Below are 19,525 nucleotides of genomic sequence, written 5' to 3'. Positions count from 1 at the left end.
GCTATTGTTCAAAGACGTCTCTGTAAATGCCGTAGCAGTACTCCTCAAAGCAGAGCCAGCATAAAAAAGTGTAATGGGGCAGTTTATAGCGGTTGGCAACAGGCTCTCCAAATACTTCTTCCAAATCATTCCTAATTCCTTCCAAATCTTCAAGGTGTTTGATGTAAAAAGCTTTGCAGTCGTTGTGGTAGATAAATTCTCCTATCATACCGCTGATACAGCCTCCTTTCTGTAAGTCTTCGAGGAAAGACTTCAACTGCTGTTTTTTCTTTCCGTTATAGCCTTCCAAATGGCTTAATATGATTTCGTTGAATACTTGGCTTACATCGTAATGAGAATACTCGTTTTTATCTAAGGCTTTCATAATGTGATTTTTTTGGCGTTTATAAATACAATTAGAACCCTGCCTTAGAAAGGCAGGTCATCAGGCTCTTCTGAGGAATTTTGTTTTTTCGGCGTGATAACTGCGCCCGCAGACCCATCCTCTTTTTTGGCAAAAGCCAAAATCTTAAGACTGTTGATGTGAAAGGTCAAAGACCCCATAGCCGAGCCGTCGTGACCGATATAGGTGCTAATCCCCACACGCCCGAACAGCTGAACAAGCGCCCCTTTTTTAAGCCACTGGGCAAGCTTTGCATTGAGCCAATAGGAGCAGTCAATAAAGGTTGTAATGTGTTTGTACTCGGTGCTTCCTTTGGGTTTGTAGCTGTCATTGATGGCAATGGAGAAGTTAACGACCTGTTTTTCATTTCCCACTTTGCGGGCTAGAGCATCTTTTGTAATACGTCCTGTGATTTCCATGATTTTAAATTTTAGCGTTACTGTTGTTTAAAATTTCTTTCTCCCTGCATTCCTAAAAATTGTTTTCAAAAGAAAAAACGGGAAAAAAGAAAGCAAGAATCAAGTGACCGGTTATGAGGATGCGGAGTGCTATAAGTCCCGAAGGGTGGCAAGCGAAAGCGGCGCCATTATGCGCATGCAGCATACGGCGGGCACTATCTTGGCTGCCCTTTTAACCCGTTTTGAATTGAAAATCATAATATGTATACAATGTTTACATATCATAATAAGGCCTGTAATAAATTATCGTTCTTTTTCACTGATTAATTTTTTTTGTAATCCAATTTTGTAGTTTTGTAAGGAGCCAATAATTATATTTGAGTAGCTAAGCACTCCATTTTATTTAACCATTAAATTATAGTCAGTCAATGAGCAACCTGATTAACTGGGAACACCTTAAACCTTACGAGGACGATAAAAAGAAAAGTTTTGAAGAATTATGTTATCAAATTGTCTTTGAATTGTATTCCTCTAAAGCAAGACTAAATTCAATTGATGACAGCGGCGGCGGAGATGGAGTTGAATTCTATCTGGAGTTTGCAAACGGTGATATCTGGGGATGGCAGTGTAAATTTTTCGGACGTTTTAGTGAAAGCGGAAGACAGGAACAGATTAAAAAATCACTGCAGAAAGCTGCTGATGTACATGGCTCCAGATTAAAAAAATGGTTTTTATGCAGTAAGCTTTCCATGACACCTTCGGAGAAATTATGGTTTGATAGTTGCGGGGAACTGAAATACAAAGGAAAACCAGTTTTATCATCTTTATGCAATCCAGAATTGATCCATTGGGGAGACAGTGAAATACTGAATTACTTAAGAAAATATCCTAATGTTCAAAGATATTTTTTTGCCGATAAAATTCTTGATTACGATTGGTTCAAAGAAAAGTTTGATATCGTTAGAGAATCAAGGGTTATTAAATCAAAATATTTAGAGAAACTTCACATTAACGGTTCAGCTGACGAAGAAATTTCAAAGTTTATAGGAGGAAATTCTTTAGCTGAACTCATACTGGATAGGGCTGCTCATCTGGATATCGATAGATTTAAAATTGATTATGAAGACGATATTAAGAAGATCAGGGGGTACGATGTTTCTACTGGTTTTGAGAAGACAGTAAAAAAGATAAGCAAATTTGTACTTGTTGACAGCCACGTAACGTTAATAGAAAGAGGAAATGTACTGCTTAGAGCTGCTGTTATAATTTTACAGGAGAAGGAACGTTACGAACTTAATTCATTGCTTAAAGAGATAGACAATTTTGTACAGGAATTTCAAGTTTATTATAATGAATATTCTATCCTTAGCAGAGATGAAGCTGTTGCGGATATAAGCTGGGATGCTGAGCGTAAAGAATCGGATCACTCAATTAAACAAAAAATACGCGACTGTCGAAACTGTCTGCTGGGGCCGTATTTTACAATTAGAAATTTTGATGCTTACATAAATATCTTTGCGATGCTTCAATCAGTGAATGAAACTGAAACCTATATTTCGGGAAATGCCTCAAAAGGAAAAACCCATCTAGCAGTTGATACGGTGCGCAAGCAGATAGATGGCGGAAAGCCTGCACTTTTTCTTTTTGGCAGCCAGTTCAGGTCTAATCTTCCTGTGAAGGAACAGATGAAACAGCTGCTGGATATTCCAAGTGACTGGAATGTAAAGGATTTTTTTGGAGCACTTGAAATATGTGCACGTGTGCATAAGACTAAACTTGTACTTGCCATTGACGGTCTTAATGAATCGGCTTATTGGAAAGATATTTGGGTATCAGGCATAGAAGAGCTGGCTAACGAAATCAGGCTGAATTTTTCTAATATTCTTTTGATAGCCACCTATCGCAGCTCTTATGAAGAAGTGCTCTTTCCTAAAGGCTATCTGTCCTATCCCGACGGAAAGTGGAGTTTGAAGGTGGAGGTGGATGGCTTTACAAATTACAATGTCAACGAAGCTACGGAAAGATATTTTGATCATTACGGTATTACGCTGCAGAACAATTCAGATAGGATATCCCATTTCACAGAACCTTTATATCTCACAATTTTTTGTGAAGCCAAAAAGGGAGAAACTGTGTCATTTCAAAATGAAGATATGTTTGATATTTTTGAGGAATATCTCCAAAAATGCAATGAAAATATTGTTGGGAGGCTTGGCCGTGAGCTCCGCTACAGTAAATCTTTTACAAAAGATATACTTAATAAAATTTCTGACGTACTTTGGAATAGTGATAAAAGGGATGTACCGCTTCAAGATGTTGTACCTGCTGTTCTTGATACTGAGACCCTACATGCTTTTGAAGGTGAAGATCTACTGATCTTCAGGGATTGGGATGGAAAGGAAGTTGTGGCATTTACCTATGATCTGCTTAACGGTTATCTTATTGCCAAAAGCATTTTAGAAACTGTCAAGGACGGCATTGAAGTTAAGGCTCTTATAAAAAGTGAAAAATTTGCAATTTCACTTCTTGGAGAAAATCGTAAACATGCCCTATATGATGATATTCTGCGTTCCTTCTGCATACTGGCAATCAAGCGTTTTGGACTAGAATCGCTGATCAGTGAATCTTATTCGCTCTCAAAATATACAGTGGAAGCCTTATTTGATTTGAATGCTGATATTATTCTGCCATATGAGACCTTGGCAAAAAAAATGGTTGCCACAGCTTTTCAAGATACTTCGAGAACATGGTCTTTAATCGACCTTTTTGACACTACTGAACTAGTTATCGAGCATCCGCTAAATTTCCTGTTTCTATCCGATCTTCTTCGCTCTATGAATGTAGCCTTTAGAGATATTTACTGGACCGAGAAGTGCAGAGGCAGTTATTATCCTGAGGAAGAAGGGAACTACTACAGTTATATTAATCATATAGAAAAATCAATAAGAGAAAAAGAGGTTATATCGGATCGTGTTCATATTGCTGCTCGAAAGCTGATGTGGATGCTGACAGTTACAAACAGAGATATGCGTGATCATGCTACAAGGGCACTTTATTATTACGGCAGACGATTTCCAATGGAGTTTACCGAACTTGTTTCCTATTCTTTGGCTGTAAACGACCCTTATGTATGGGAAAGAACTCTTGGAGCAATGTATGGAGTGATACTTGCAGAGCATAACAACATGGATCGTAAATTTAAAGAACAGCACTTAAAACCTGTAGGCCAAATGCTGTACAGTCTAATTTTTTCAGAAGATGCACCACATGGGACTACCCATTATCTTGCCCGAAGCTATGCGGCTATGAGCATTGAAACTGCATTGAAATATTTTCCTGATCTGCTTAATGAGTCAGAACAGAATAACATGAGAGCACCTTATAAGACAGGAGGCATAAGAGATTGGGGTGAATTTGATTATGAAAAGCAAAAAGGCAATTTCAATGATCCTATTTATATGGATTTCAGCAACTATACTATCGGGCAGATCGTAGATGACGGAAGGAATTATGATGATCCAGACAGTAAGAAGAAGGTACGCCGACAGATCTACTGGCGTATTTTCCAGCTTGGATGGGATGGGCTGATATTCAAAGAAATGGACAGCAGGATACAAAGAATGGAACATACAAGCAGGGGAACAAGAGCTAAAATAGAACGGTACGGAAAAAAGTATTCATGGATTGCTTTTTATGAGCTTGCCGGCTTAAGGGATGATGAGGGGCTGCTTAAAAACGAATATGGAGATTTCAGGATAATCAATCCTGATATTGATTTGAGTTTTCCTGAAGACTTGAAAGATGATGAATCAAAATTTGTTGATACGGATTATCTCGGTGATAGGAATCGTAGTCTGATGGAGTGGTATAGAAGTGGAGGAGGTGCAGATGTCACAAAATATCTTGAAGTTAAGGGCCTAAATGGAGAACCAGGCGAATGGATCTGTATGGATGGATTCATATCCCAGGAAGATAAAGAAATCCAAAGGGAGCGCTTTATATTCATCAGGGCACTTATAATAAAAAACAAAGATTTGGATGACGCTTTGTTAAGGCTGGATAAGCAGAATTTCAGAGGAAGATGGCTTCCGGAGAAAAGGGAAAACCACGATTGTTTTGCTGGTGAAATGTATCTTTTCGATGGCGCAGTATATGACAATTATGTTGATTTATCTTTTATTGAAGATACCAAAACGTACACGGTAAAAAAAGATCATCCAGATTATAATCCGCAATTTAATTTTGATACATTCGAGATGGAATATCCTGAAGAAATTGAAGTTACCAAGCAGATAAAAAAGAAGTTTGAAATTCTTCTGCCGGTTATGGAATATGCATTTTCAAGTGATAGCAGCGCAAATAGCTCAGGACATAGAACAGTTATTTCAAAAGAGCTGTTTAAAAAGCTTGAGCTAGTTAATGAACCGGATACATTTAACCTAAAAGACTCTAATAATCGTTTAGCATCACAGGAAATCAATTATAATAAAGACTATAATAACAAATACAATTTGGTTTATATCCGAAAGGATTTGTTAGATAATTTTCTGAATTCTAAGAATTGCACTTTGGTGTGGGGAATCTGGGGAGAACGCAATTTCAGTTTAGGGAATATAAATAATATGCGTGACCTTCATGCTGAAAGCGGATTGAAAAATTTTCCGGTTTTCCAATCACTTGAAATCTATAGGGAATAAGTTTGTTATGAAATAAACGAAAAAAGAAAGCTGGAATAAAGGGCATATCTAGAGGATGCAGAATGTTGTAAAATACAGCAAGGAGGAAAGGGAAGTGAAAACATCAGGAAGATGGGCAGTTTTTAAAGTTTGATGCATTACATAGGCCTTACGGCAATATTTGACAGAATTATTTTCTTCAAAGGCGACTCTATTGATTTATTCAAAATTATTTGTTTGAGTAAAATGATGCATTAGATAATGATTTAAACATTTAATCAACTTGTTTTAATGGTGCTATTTTCTGATAACACTTTTAATGAGTAATTGTCATTTTTTTTAAAATTTTTAAAAGCCAATTTGATAAATTAGGTATATGTACGTGCAAGCAAGTTTTTACTAATTTTTTACTTTTGGATATGCTGAATTTTGTTCTATAATACGGTTTTCCGTAAAGAGGAATTAAAATAATAATTCATATTTGTGTAGACGTTCTGTTTTGCTCAGAATTGTAGTGGAAACAGGTAATTTATAATCTAATCTAGAAATATAAATGTTTATAAGTGAAATAAAATTATGGAATTTTAGAAAGTACGGAACAAAATCTTCTGATTTAAATAGAGAAGCAGACTTAGTGGTTTCATTAAATAAAGGTTTAAATGTTTTAATCGGAGAGAATGATTCTGGTAAATCTACCATTTTAGATGCAATTAAACTGGTTTTAAAAACTCATGCATATGAATGGATAAAGGTTGAGGATAGCGATTTTTATCAAGGGACTGATAAATTAAAAATTGAAATCCATTTTTCCGGTATTTCTGATAAGGAAGGAAAACATTTTATAGAATGGTCTGGCTGGGGAGAAGAAGAAGTAGATATTAACGGTAAAATGGTTAAGCAGATAAGACCAAAACTTATTCTAAATTATCAAGCGGAAGTTAGAGATAATAGAGTAATTCCATCAGATGTGAAAGCGGGAATGGATGGTATAGGTAATTTGCTAAATGCCGAAGCCAGAGAATACTTAAAATGTACATATTTAAAAGCTTTACGAGATGCAGATAGTGAATTGACCGCCAAAAAGAATTCAAGACTTTCTGAAATATTGCAAAAGCATAAACTGTTTTATAAAGAAAAAGGAATTGACCATGAGTTTGAAACTGATTTCAAAGAAATTAATAAGAAGATTGAAAATCGTTTCAAGGGAACAGATAGTGATAAAAAGTATAACTTACAGATAAAGGCAACAATTGATAATTTTTTAGAAAAATTTATTGATGATAAAACTATTTCTTTGTTTTCATTAGGGAAGCCTGAGATTAAGAATATATTAGAGAAACTTAATCTAGGTATTGTAGATAGAAATAATCTTGGCTTAGGGAGTATGAATAGACTTTTTATGGCGGCAGAGTTATTACATTTGAAACGTGAATGGGAGGGTTTGAAATTATGTTTGATTGAAGAACTTGAAGCTCATCTTCATCCACAGGCACAAATGAAAATTATTGAGGCTTTAAGTGAAGAAGCTGATAATGGAATTCAATTTATCTTGACTACTCACAGTCCAAATATAGCGTCAAAGCTTCATTTAAAGTCATTAATAATATGTAAAGATAATACTGTTTTTCCTCTGGCAGATAATTACACTAAGCTAGGAAAAGATAATTATAAGTATTTAGAAAGGTTTTTAGATACTACTAAATCAAATCTGTTTTTTGCAAAAGGAGTCATCTTAGTGGAAGGCTGGTCGGAAGAAATTTTGATACCGGCGCTTGCACAGAAAATGGGATATGACTTGACAGCAAGAGAAGTTTCGTTTGTTAACGTAGCTTCAACTGCTTATTTACATTTTGCGAAAATATTTTTAAGAAAGGATGATAAAGAAATGAAAGTGCCAGTTGCTATTGTAACAGATTTAGATAATAGACCGGATGGAAAAGGAGTTTTCAAGCCTATCAATGAAGAAAATAAAAGAGTGCAAACAAAAAATCAAAATTTAGTTTTATTGAAAAGTGAATTAGAGAAGACCAACATAACTTTGGAGTTGGCAAAAGAATGGACCTTAGAATGGTGTTTGTTTAAATCATCTACTTTATCAGAACTTTTCAAGGAGGCTGTCAGTCTTGTTCATTCGGGAACTGAAGAATTTAGAAAAGATAAAAATGGAATATTTAAGTCTGAATTTCAAGATAAATTAATTTCAAAATTAAAAAAAGAAGATAGTACAAGTGGAATTGAAAAGGTGAAAATTGCATCTGAATTAGCTAATGGAATAATTAAACAAAAACATTTAGCCATTAATGAAACTGACGAATATTTGAAATACTTAATTGACGCTATTAAACATGCATGCAGTTATGGTAAAAGTTAAAGATGAGCATATTAAATTAGCGCAAGATATTTTTATTGATGGTAATGATTTTGATGATGAAGAGAGAATTCCATTTATAAAAAATTTTACTACATGTGATTTACTAGCAGTTCCCGGCAGTGGCAAAACTACAGCTTTAATGGCAAAACTGTATTGTATAGCTCAAAATATGCCTTTTGTAGACGGTTCAGGGATTCTAGTTCTAGCACATACCAATCAAGCCGTATATGAGATTGAAAAAAAACTTAAAAAAGACTGTCATCAACTCTTCGAATATCCCAATTTTATAGGTACTGTGCAAAGTTTTACGAACCGATTTTTAGCAAATCAAGCTTGTTTTGAGAAGTATGGTTCATACATAAGGAAAAATGAAGATGATATTCCTTCAGATAAACTAATTAGTTTATCAAAAAAATTGCCTTTTAAAAATACTTTATATGGTAATTTCTTTAATCAAATATATTCTAGAGAAGCATTAATAAGCACAAATTTATTAATAAACGAACTTCATATTGAAAAGAAAGAGGCTCTTGAGATAATAAAAAATCTTAAATCTATTAATATTTTAACTAATAAAAATGTTCTGATTTATAAAAAATGCAAGGATATTGCGCATAACGATCAAATCTCTGAGGCACTAAAAAGTATAATCGTTAGTGTAAATAAGAAAGCATTAGACTCAGTTAATTTAGAAAAACATTCAAGAGGATTAATTTATAGATTAAATTTTCTTGAAGAAAAGTTTATTTACGAAAATACTTCTTTAGGATTTAATACAGATTCAGGTAAAATTTTACTTGAATTATTTGAAATACTTTATAGAGAAGGTTCTTTGAGATATAAAGATTCATTTTCTTTTGCAGAATGGTATATTCATAAGAACCCTCAGATAAAAGAAATACTTCAATTGCGTTTTAAGTATGTTTTTATAGACGAAATGCAGGATCTAGAAAGATACCAAATTGATTTAATAGACAGCATATTTTTTTCTGAGAGCTCAAATACTGTAATCCAAAGAATTGGGGATATTAATCAATCCATATATAGCTCAGGTAAGATAATAAAAGATAATTGTGATTGGATTCCCAGGAATCCGATTTATTTAACTGGATCTAATCGTTTAACGGAAGAGATAGCCAATATTGTTAATTATTATACATTAGATCCACATACAGATAAAGATGGAACTAAAAAATTTGTTGTTAACGGATTGGCTAAATTAAATACTCCAATCAAACCGCACTTGATAATTTTTAATAACGAATCAAAAGATAAACTTGAAGATAGATTTGCACAGCTAATTAAAGATTTTAAACTTAATGAAACTTCAAGTGCATCAAAGAATGGTTACCATATAATTAGTTGGAGTACAGAATGGAATAATGATGAACAAAATATCGGAAATGAGAAAATTAGACTTAAAGATATTTTTCCAAATTATTCAAAAGAAACAAAGCAAAAGAAAGAAGATTTTGATTCTTTGTATAAGCACTTGACGCTCTTTGACAGAGAAAAGTTAACCATGGAGGCTATAAGAAAATCCATTTTGAATGCATTTTCAAGAATATTAAGGTTAGAAGGAATTTATATTGACTTTGAGAAGAAAAGATATTTTAGAAAGTCTAATATTATAGACTTTATGAAAAGTCAGGGCGATGAATATTATAATAGGTTTAAATCAAATTTATATTTATGGTGCTTTAAAATTGTTTCGAATAATGACATTGATTTAGTGTATCAAGAAATTAAAAAGTTTATAGAATCTGAATTTATAAAATTAAATTGGGATAACTTCGATACTAGTAAGTCAAGATCGATTCTTAAGTCAAAAGAGTTTATTGAAACAAAGCATGTAATTGGGCAGGGTGATTATTTAGTAAAATCTAATAAAAATTCAATTAATGAATTTAATTTGTCTTCAATCCACGCAGTAAAAGGACAGACTCATTGTGCAACAATGTACATTGAATCATCATATCATGAATATGAGACACAAAGGTTAAAGGTTGCTTCAAAATTGGCTACAAAAGCTAAAAAAGAAGAATTATTGCCAAATCCATTATTTAATGAGTTTCATTCTTATCGGGTTGGTAAAGATAGCAGAGCTAAACAGGCATTAAAAATGATGTATGTTGGTTTTTCAAGGCCAACTCATTTATTATGCTTTGCAGTTTTAAAGGAAAATATAAAAAATGATATTGATAAAATTAAAGAAGCTGGTTGGGTTATAATCGATGATTTAATTGATATAGATAGAATATGATTGAAAAATTTTGCAGCAGATTGCCAAGAGAAATATCCAATCCGATGTATAATGAATACTATAATAGAATGCGGGAGATTAACTTTATACTCCAGAACAGAGATGCGTATAAAAATCTTATTTCTTTCTCAAAAACCATCGAATTAGTAGTTGCATTGGCAATATTTTATAAAAGGGTAATTTCAAATATGGACGGCGCTGTCAAATTTGCAGGGACTGTTTTCAGGAACAGTGAAGCGGACGCAATAAAAATAGGGACTTATAAATTAACAGAAGCAGAGAAGAATCGTATCGCTGCAATAGTGATAAATTTTAATGTATTGCTGGAAAAATATTCCCTCACACATGATATTTTAACTACTGTAGAAACGAAAGACTTATTGAGAAAAATAAAGAATTTAAAATGGCACCTTGACAACAATGAAGCGAACAATACTCACAATAATGCTGAAGATGATAACAACAAAATAGAATAATGCCAAATCCATTTAAAAAAGTAGAAGATTTTGAGAATGAAATAAATGATTTTTTAAGAAGAAATAAAACTTTCATTTCTAATCAGGGTAGCAGGATAAGTGACTATTTTGAAATGAGCTGTTACAATTATATTGTAAGGTACTACCAGAATCATGGTTTTGAACTTAAAGTAAAAAATCTTATCGCAAGAAAGTTTAAGTATAAACTTTCGCCCAACGGTTATCCCGAAAATTTTTCATTTTTTGAAATATCTTGTCCTGTAGATAATGAAAATTTTCAGATGAAGATTTGTTTTGAAATTCACCATAATTTAACCGTTCAGTCTGGCTTTCAGGATGACATATATCTTACTCCTGATATTTCGGTAATAAATAAAGATTCAATAATTTCAGAGAATGACCATTATCTGGTAAAAAATTCTACAAAGAAGTTTTGTTACGTAGCGAATAAAGATCTCCAGACTTTCTGTGAAGTTAAGAACTTTACTCCTTTTCCAGAACTGCTTTTTAATTTTATAGGACTATTCAACGAACTAAAATCCCATTCACTATCAAAGGGATGGCATATTGAAGCCCCTAAGCATTTGTCGCCTTCTTTAATGATTTCAGGAAAAGGAAATATTCATACAGATAAAATAAAACATAGCCTTGAAAAAAGATACGGTGTTAATTTGTTTTTTGATCTCTTTGAAAACGGGTTAATAAATTTCACTGCGTATAATTCAGTTAATATAAATAAAATAGGATCATTAAACCCTAAAATATTTAGCAGTCTTTCTACTGATGCAGTAATTGATGAAATTGACCTGCCTTTTTAATGTTTTTTTAATTAAACTTATGATTTTGAAAGCTCTTTTAATTTGTTTTTTCTGAAAAAAAATATAAAATCTTCGTACTTTACTAAACTGAATACGAAAATGTTGTCCAGCAATACCATTAATATAATAATAAGATTCAATTTTATGGAACGAATAATATTTTTTTCAAGAGAAGACCTTGCATCTTATCCCATGATGGGCAAAATAAATGAATTTCTTGAAAATGGAAGACATATTAAATCACTTTATACTATAAATGATGTACTTGAACTTCAGCATATCTGTGAATATATTGATAATGGATTTTTTCATAAAGATTGGGATGATAAGAAGACAGAAATGTACAAAAAACTGATTAAGGAATTTAAAAAGCAAATCAATCTTTATTTTACAGGCCTTACATCAGAATTGATTGTTTCATTTTATGATGATATTAAATATGATTATCATGAATCATTCTGGATGCTTGTTAACAAGTTTAAGATTTATGAAAAAATTACGACAGCTGATCTTCTAACCTTGTTTAAGAAAAGAAGATTTGATATCAATGATATTCTTTACTGTAGCAGAATCGTAGCATTTTTTGAGCCAGAAATAAAAGCTTATCTGCTAGCTGATGAAAAAAATGCTGAAAATCTTTTAAGTTATTACGAACAGGAGCATGACCGTGAGCAGAAGGAAAAATATTTTCCCAAATCCTTCAGTCTTCACGATCGGGAGCTTTTAATAGACAAGTATCTGGATATAGAAGATGTAAATCTAAATTATGTCCGTCTGGTTGAAAGCAGTAAAGATTCTGAATTTCTTAAAATAAGTGACAAATTAAGGCTTAAAGCAAAAAGGCTCTCAAAAAAACTTAATGCTGAACACTTTAAAAAGGCTCATGTTACGACAGTTGCAAAAGGAGCATGTCTTAGCGAAGATCAGCTTGAAATAGAAAAGATAATCATGGAAGGAGAAAGACAGATTTACTCTTACAGTGTTAAGAAATTAAGGGAAAAAACAGGTAAGGAGGATCTTTTCAAGAATTACAGAAACATATTTGGTTTTATTGATTTTCAGGGGTGTATTGATATGGTAATTAAATCGTCAAGAATTGATACATTCGATAGGATTTTTATGAAATCTAAAAATGAATTTCTAATAAGTTTTGATTTTCGTGACAGAACATTAACAGGAGAATTGAAATTTGAGCTTTATAGATATTTCTTGGAATCCATTGATATACGTATAGAAGATGTTCTTCAATACTTTGTAAATGATTATCTTAATTCAAAGTTTGAAGTGGATACTTTTAGATTATACCTTCCCAATTCAATAAGCACTCCACTGGAAAAGATCAGGTTGATAGTGCCTGAGTTTGAGTCTTTAATTGAGCAATACCGGTTGTTTGTTCTTGAAGGTAGTATTGACTATGAGCTTTTACAGGTTACTACCAAAACTTCTGGTTTTGAAAAGATACCTTCGCGGGTAAAGAAAAAATATGTATACCCTGAAGGAAATGAATATTCAAAACTTAGAAATTATTTTTTTAATACAAGCAGTATTCTTTTTGATTATCAAAAATATGGTAAAAAATACAGCTGTTTCTATGAATTGATTATTTCAGAAAATATGATGATAAAAAATTTTGACAGTTATGAAAAAGAAGTTATAGATAAATTCATTGCTGATGACTATCTGATAGCTGATTTAAATGGTGTGGTAAAACCTAAAAATTACACTTTTTTTATTGTTCTAGGAATTCTGGACAATAACGATGTTATAAACTATTATCACTTTCCTGATTATATCAGAAAAGAAATAGATAGAATGGAAAAGCTAAAAATTGTTGCTTTTTCTGGAGCATTATTCACTAAAGCTGAGCGTGATTTTTTCAATTACTATTTAAATAACCGGTTCTCTAATGGTCTTTGGCTTCGAAATAAGTATGTACATGCGACAAACAGCCATGATGAGGAGGAGCAAAAAAATGACTATCGCATACTGCTTAAATTAATGGTTTTGCTCATTTTAAAAATAGAAGATGATTTAAGGGTCGAAGCGCATGCAAAAACTTTGAACCTGATAAATGCTTAATAACGTTAATTTTTCATTTTATTTCTCGGCAGATTAATCTCATGTTCCTGTGGATAAGGTTTACGATGCGTCATACTTACATCTTCACGAATCTGCTCATGCACTTTATATTGTCTGTCATTGGTATTTGAATATCTGGGGTCAGCAATAAAGGGCATTTTTGCCATTTTGGTTACAGTAATAGTAGGGAAGTGATAATCTATCTCAACATTCCCTAATAATAAATAACAGCCTCCTCCCTGAAATGGATATTTCGCAAGACTGTCTGTAAAATGTACAGTATCGAAAAATTCTCCATCGGCATCAATCCAAGTTCCGAAATACATAGCCCCCATCTTTGTAGGGACGTGCTTGCGTGAGATGAGATAGGCGAGCATACGGACAGTTTTCTTATGATACATCAATAAATCCTTTGCCATTACATCACCTCTGAATTTTGTCTGCAATAAATCAAAAGGGGAGCAGGATACAGGAAAACTTAAGAGCTCTATTTCATCGAAGGCATCTTCAAAAGGGGAGCGCTCCAGAACCGGAAGCTCAAATTTCTTTATAGGCTCCTGAAGCAGCATTAAATTTCTGTTTTCGGGTTTAAAATTGACCATTATCAGCCTTGCTGTTATCAACAACTGGTTTTTTGTTTTTCCTGTAAAGCGCAGTGCACCAATAAAAATTAAAATCTGGAGTCCTTCAATACCGACAGGAACACGGTTTATAAAATCTTCTAATGAAAGGTAATCCCCATTTTTTTCTCTTTCCTGCTGAATGAAAACGGCAATTTTGGCTTCAAGCCCCTGAAGATGCATAAAACCCAGATAGATATGACTGCCGTAAAGTGTGGTTTCATACTCACTCTTATTTACGCAAGGATTATGAATTATTGCTCCAGACATCTTTGCTTCATGGACATAAACCTCGGTACGGTAAAAACCACCCTGATTATTTATTACTGCAGTCATAAATTCTACGGGATAATGCACTTTGAGGTAAAGGCTCTGATAGCTTTCTACAGCGTAAGATGCAGAGTGTGCCTTGCAGAATGAGTATCCGGCAAAAGACTCAATCTGGCGGTATATTTCCTCGCTGAGTTTCAAAGGATGTCCTTGACGCTGGCAGCATTCAAAGAAATTATCTTTGACTTTCTGAAGCGCAGCTTTGGAGCGTCCTTTTCCAGACATAGCACGGCGCAGTATATCGCCGTCAGCCGCGGGAAGACCTCCGTAATGAAGTGCAATTTTGATAACATCCTCCTGATAGACCATAATGCCATAGGTTTCTCCCAATTGCTCTTCAAAAACAGAATGGAAATATTCGAAACGCGACGGATTATTATGACGGAAAATATATTCTTTCATCATACCGGACTGGGCAACACCAGGACGTATGATTGACGATGCAGCTACAAGGGTTTTGTAATTGTCACATTTAAGTCTTCTAAGCAGCCCTCTCATTGCAGGACTTTCGATGTAAAAACATCCTATAGTTCTTCCGATACCTAAAAAATCATTGCAGCTCTTTTCGTTTTTCGAAATGGATGTATCACGGATATTCAGACGGATACCTTTGTTTTTCTCTATAAGTTTTACCGTATCGTCAATATGCCCAATACCACGCTGGGATAGAATATCAAATTTCTCAAGTCCAATGTCCTCAGCGGTATGCATATCAAAAAGCACAATAGGAAAACCTTTGGGAGGCATTTCAAGAGGCGTATAATTGGTAATAGGTTCTTCAGATATCAATATCCCGCAGGAGTGCATGCTTCTCTGGTTGGGGTATTTTTCCAACAGCATACCATACTGCTGCACTTGTCGGACTACTTTATTTGTAGGGTGCAGATCCATAGGGTTTTTAGCGAGTGCATCCAGCTCTTCCTTCGGAAGACCGAAAACTTTGCCGACCTCTCTAAAGATTGACCGGTATTTGAATTCCACGTTTGTACCACAAAAGGCGACGTGATCAGAGCCATAACGTGAGAAAATATATTCCAGTATGGTATCACGTTCTTTCCATGACCAGTCAATGTCAAAATCAGGAGGGCTTTTGCGGTTAAGGTTCAGGAAACGCTCAAAATAAAGATCCAGTTCCAGAGGGCAGATGTCAGTAATCCCAAGGCAGTAAGCAATAATGCTGTTTGCACCGCTTCCTCTTCCGATATGCATAAATCCCTGAGAATTGCTGTAGCGGATAATATCCCAAGTAATTAAAAAATAACCACTGAATTTAAGCTGGTCAATTACAGTCAATTCTTTTTTCATTCTTGCTTCTGCTTTAATGTTATTTCTGCCGTAGCGCCATACAAGGCCCTGCTCAGCGAGAGTGTTAAGCAGCTTCATATCATCCTTTTTACTGCTGGTGTAATACTTTTTATTTTTGGGTGTTTTAAAATCAAACTCAAAATTGCACTGTTCTATAATTTTCTCTGTATTTGAGATGATCTGCGGGTAATTTTCATAATAAGAAGCTAAAGTATCAGAGGCAATCATTACCTCAGATTCCCGGCAGTGGTCATCAGGTGAGAGTCTTGAAAGAATTATATTGCGGTCAACTGCGCAAAGAATTCTGTGCAGATTATATTCTGTCCTGGTACGGAATGTGACCGGCTGGAGCACCACCATTTTACCAATCCTGTTTTTGAGGTCAGTCAAAATCAGTTTCTGCAATTCTTCAGGACGAATGCCAATATATTCATTTTCTTTTAAAACGTCTGGCAGATTTTCAGTAGTATAAATTATAAATACATCCTTAAATTCAGGTGCTGGAAAAGGAAGGGGTGTATTGTCAAAATTATGGCGGGTCAGAAAACGGTTCATTTCCGCCAGACCTGCTGCATTTTTAGCAAGTCCAACATAGCACAACGAAAATCCCCAACGGAATTCCATTCCTATCAAAGGTTTGATTCCTGCCTGCTGGCAGGATTTAATAAAATCATAAATTCCTGTAACAGTATTTACATCAGTAAGAGCCATAGCTTTAACACCGAAGGAAACTGCCTGCTCGACCAATTCTTCCAAAGGAATCGTGCCGTAACGCAAGGAGTGGAAGGAATGACAGTTAAGGTACATGACTTATGGTTTACGTTTTAAAATTTCATTTTTAGTATTGGGTTTGAAAGAAGCACCAGCGCACCGCATTACGGCATCAAAACCATAACGGCTTTTCATTCGGTCCATAGCCTGATATAAGGCCAGCATTTCTTCAGTATCGTGAAAGAGATCGATCTGATAAGTACCCCTTACAAGTCCGCTGAAACGCACTCCTATAAGGCGAAGACGCATACGACGCTGGTAGAGCTTATCGAAAAGTTCCTGAACGGTCTTGGTAAGGATATGATCGGCTGAGGTATATTGCACCCGGCACTGCTTTGTTTCAGTATCAAAATTGGCATATCTGATTTTAACCGTTACCGTTGAGGTAAGCCATTCTTCGGAGCGAAGCTGAAAAGCCAATTTTTCCACCATTCCCAAAAGTATCCTGTTGAGTTTAGGAATGTCAATTGTGTCCTGCGTAAAGGTATGCTCGGTTGAAATGGACTTTCTTTCTGTATAAGGTTCCACTGGATTGTTGTCGATGCCATTGGCTTTTTTCCAGAGTTCTATGCCATTTTTGCCGATCATCTGCTGAAGCACATCAGAAGGCATTTCTGAAAGCGTGCGGATGGTTCGGATTCCGATCCGCGAGAGCGTCTGAAAGGTTTGTTCCCCAACCATCGGAATTTTGCGGATGGAAAGCGGGTTTAAAAACTGCTGTACCAGATGCTCGGGAATCTCCAGGTTCTGTTTCTGTTTGCCTTCGCCCGTTCCGATTTTCGATACGGTCTTATTGACAGAAAGTGCAAAGGTGAGGGGCAGACCTGTTTGTGTGGTAATCCGCTTGGCAAGTTCATCAGTCCATTTGTAGCTGCCGTAGAACTTGTCCATACCGGTAATGTCGAGATAAAATTCATCGATGCTGGCTTTTTCCACCACCGGCGCTTTTTCCTGAATAATTTCGGTAATGTCATGGGACAGGCGGGAATACAGTTCCATGTCCCCTTTCATTATTTTGGCCTGCGGGCAAAGTTTCATTGCCATGTGGATGGGCATGGCGGACCGAACACCGAATTTTCTGGCCTCGTACGAACACGAAGCCACTACGCCTCTTTCCCCACCGCCGATGATCAGCGGTATCCCGTTAAGTTCGGAATTGGTGAGTCTTTCGCAGGATACGAAAAACGTGTTCATGTCGATATGTACAATTGCTCTGCTCATCATCTGTTCATTTTTATACAAATCAAAATTAGTAACAGATTGTATCAAATTTTTTTATTTTAATGTTATAAATAATAACAAAATTCTAAAATCCTTATTTTTCAGGGATTTGAAAAGAGTGCTTTTTTAAGCCGGAAATCGTTTATTCAGAATTTACGCATCGTCATTTTTTATGAAGTTATTTTTTAATACAATCCTTAAATAGAATTTAAATGCTGCTGTTTTGGAGTTATAAATCAGATAAATAAAAGACAGCCCCGCAGCAATAATGCGGGGCTGTCTTTTATTCGGTAGTCTCTTAATAAATAATTTTAAACAGCGGTTTCAGTTTCTGAAGATTCTTCACCTGAGATTTCTTCAAATGGGGTTTCCTCTATTTTTTCCACAGTAGCCTTCTGGGCGGATTTTTTCATGAGAATATAAAAATCCCTAAGGTGCCACCATGCCGGACATCGGTCCACCGGTCCGTTAAAGTTTCTGATAGTGCTGTAGCAGCTCTTTAGAAAAACCTGGGTATCGGTAATGTTGGCCCACGGTGTCAATTGGACTTCTTTCGGCGGAGGACTGGCCTCAAAATAACGTTTAATTTCTTCATGATTCATAGGGACCAAAATTAGACAAAAGCCGGACACTAGGCAAACTTTGGAGCTTTCAGGTTGGAATAGAAAAACATATAAATAAAGTATTCCTTGACTGTGAGAAAAATGAGTTAAATTTTGTACAATTGCCAATATTTATTTCTAAAAAGAAATCAGCATAATTAATTAATTTAATGAAAACAGTAATAAACACTGAAGAGAAAACTATCTTTTTTTCCTTCGAGGATTTTAAGGCAAAAATAGTAGAAGGAAATTGCTGTTTCATTTGTGGAGCAGAAGCGTCTTCAAAAGAGTTTAATGATGAACATATCATTCCCAACTGGGTATTGCATAGATTTGGACTGCACAAAAAAAGAATTACCCTTCCAAACGGCACTAAATTCAATTACGGGCAGTATAAAATACCCTGTTGTAAAGATTGCAATTCCAAGTTAGGGGAGACATTTGAAGTTCCAATAAGTGAACTACTTAAAAAAGATTTTGTAGATATACGAAAAGAGCTATCTGATGATCGGGAAAAGGCCGCCCTTTTATTCAATTGGCTTGCTTTGATTTTTTTTAAAACGCATTTGAAGGATAGAACGTTGGAAATGAATCGCGATAAAAGATTTAACGATGGTAAAATTGGGGACCATCACTACTGGGAGGATATGCACCATATCCATTGTCTAATTAGAAGCTTTTATACGGGAGCTGAAATTTCACCTGAAGTCTACGGTACAATGCTTATTTTTCCTATCGCAGATTTTGAGCATGATAATTTATTTGACTATATTGATACACCTTACGGTAAGGTTGCGATGATACGTATAGGCAGTTTCTGTATGATTATAGTAATAGACGACTGTCGCGGTTCTTTGAATGTGTGGAACGATCTCAGGAAATTAAAAGGCTCCCTTAATAGTTACCAGATTCGTGAAATTATCGCACATTTAAATGCTATAAATATTAATTTAAAAAACAGACCTGCTTTTAAATCTCTAATTAGAGATAATGGTGAAGGAAAATATACAATTTTTGCGCAGCTTCCGCCTTTATGGGAACTTAAAGAGGAGCAGACTGTTATTGAGGATCGATCATTTTTACTCCATCACTATATTTCAATTAAAGTAGAGCTTAACGACCATAATCTAAAAGTTCTGCAAGAGATAAAGATGGGGCATTATAGTTTTCTTTTTAACGAGAGGGGGGAATTTCTTTCCAATGAGTAATTCTT

At 34.8% G+C, this 19,525-nt stretch carries 12 protein-coding genes; 7 read left to right on the top strand and 5 right to left on the bottom strand.

The window, feature by feature from the left end:
- Window position 1: 1 nt before the first annotated feature.
- Both JC605_RS08540 and JC605_RS08535 read right to left on the bottom strand, forming a co-directional pair.
- Window positions 2–364, bottom strand: coding sequence for a hypothetical protein (locus tag JC605_RS08540; protein WP_198855770.1), 363 nt, complete (start codon window positions 362–364; stop codon window positions 2–4).
- A 44-nt stretch (window positions 365–408) separates the two neighbouring features.
- Window positions 409–801, bottom strand: a complete 393-nt coding sequence (locus JC605_RS08535) for a single-stranded DNA-binding protein (RefSeq protein ID WP_072953501.1) — start codon at window positions 799–801, stop codon at window positions 409–411.
- Window positions 802–1,208: 407 nt separating this feature from the next.
- On the opposite strand from JC605_RS08535, the gene JC605_RS08530 reads away from it, so the two are divergent.
- From JC605_RS08530 to JC605_RS08505, 6 genes are all read left to right on the top strand, one after another.
- Window positions 1,209–5,477, top strand: a complete 4,269-nt coding sequence (locus JC605_RS08530; RefSeq protein WP_198855769.1) for a hypothetical protein — start codon at window positions 1,209–1,211, stop codon at window positions 5,475–5,477.
- 532 nt (window positions 5,478–6,009) lie between these two features.
- Window positions 6,010–7,827, top strand: coding sequence for an ATP-dependent endonuclease (locus JC605_RS08525; RefSeq protein ID WP_198855768.1), 1,818 nt, complete (start codon window positions 6,010–6,012; stop codon window positions 7,825–7,827).
- Window positions 7,814–10,090, top strand: a complete 2,277-nt coding sequence (locus JC605_RS08520; RefSeq protein WP_198855767.1) for a UvrD-helicase domain-containing protein — start codon at window positions 7,814–7,816, stop codon at window positions 10,088–10,090. Before JC605_RS08525 ends, JC605_RS08520 begins: the two co-directional genes overlap by 14 nt.
- Window positions 10,087–10,566 carry a hypothetical protein gene (locus JC605_RS08515; protein ID WP_072953492.1) on the top strand — a complete coding sequence of 160 codons (480 nt, stop codon included), beginning with the start codon at window positions 10,087–10,089 and terminating at the stop codon, window positions 10,564–10,566. The genes JC605_RS08520 and JC605_RS08515 overlap by 4 nt, the downstream gene beginning before the upstream one ends.
- Window positions 10,566–11,384, top strand: a complete 819-nt coding sequence (locus JC605_RS08510; protein ID WP_072953490.1) for a hypothetical protein — start codon at window positions 10,566–10,568, stop codon at window positions 11,382–11,384. The genes JC605_RS08515 and JC605_RS08510 overlap by 1 nt, the downstream gene beginning before the upstream one ends.
- Before the next feature lie 144 nt (window positions 11,385–11,528).
- A complete protein-coding gene (locus tag JC605_RS08505; RefSeq protein WP_123887307.1) occupies window positions 11,529–13,463 on the top strand; it encodes a hypothetical protein in 1,935 nt (644 codons plus the stop codon).
- 5 nt (window positions 13,464–13,468) lie between these two features.
- On the opposite strand, the gene JC605_RS08500 is transcribed toward JC605_RS08505, so the two are convergent.
- From JC605_RS08500 to JC605_RS08490, 3 genes are all read right to left on the bottom strand, one after another.
- Window positions 13,469–16,525 (bottom strand): DNA polymerase III subunit alpha, encoded by a 3,057-nt coding sequence (locus tag JC605_RS08500; RefSeq protein ID WP_198855766.1) that lies wholly within the window; start codon window positions 16,523–16,525, stop codon window positions 13,469–13,471.
- Window positions 16,526–16,528: 3 nt separating this feature from the next.
- A complete protein-coding gene (dinB, locus tag JC605_RS08495; protein ID WP_072953484.1) occupies window positions 16,529–17,710 on the bottom strand; it encodes a DNA polymerase IV in 1,182 nt (393 codons plus the stop codon).
- A 311-nt stretch (window positions 17,711–18,021) separates the two neighbouring features.
- Window positions 18,022–18,312, bottom strand: a complete 291-nt coding sequence (locus JC605_RS08490) for a hypothetical protein (protein ID WP_072953482.1) — start codon at window positions 18,310–18,312, stop codon at window positions 18,022–18,024.
- 170 nt (window positions 18,313–18,482) lie between these two features.
- Between JC605_RS08490 and JC605_RS08485 the strand changes: the two genes are divergently transcribed.
- A complete protein-coding gene (locus JC605_RS08485) occupies window positions 18,483–19,520 on the top strand; it encodes a hypothetical protein (RefSeq protein ID WP_072953480.1) in 1,038 nt (345 codons plus the stop codon).
- Window positions 19,521–19,525: the final 5 nt, after the last annotated feature.

This window comes from Flavobacterium sp. IB48, from assembly GCF_016405855.1.
GTDB lineage: Bacteria > Bacteroidota > Bacteroidia > Flavobacteriales > Flavobacteriaceae > Flavobacterium > Flavobacterium ginsengisoli.
The sequence above is the reverse complement of the archived record's forward strand: the minus strand, read 5'-3'. Positions and strand labels throughout refer to the sequence as shown.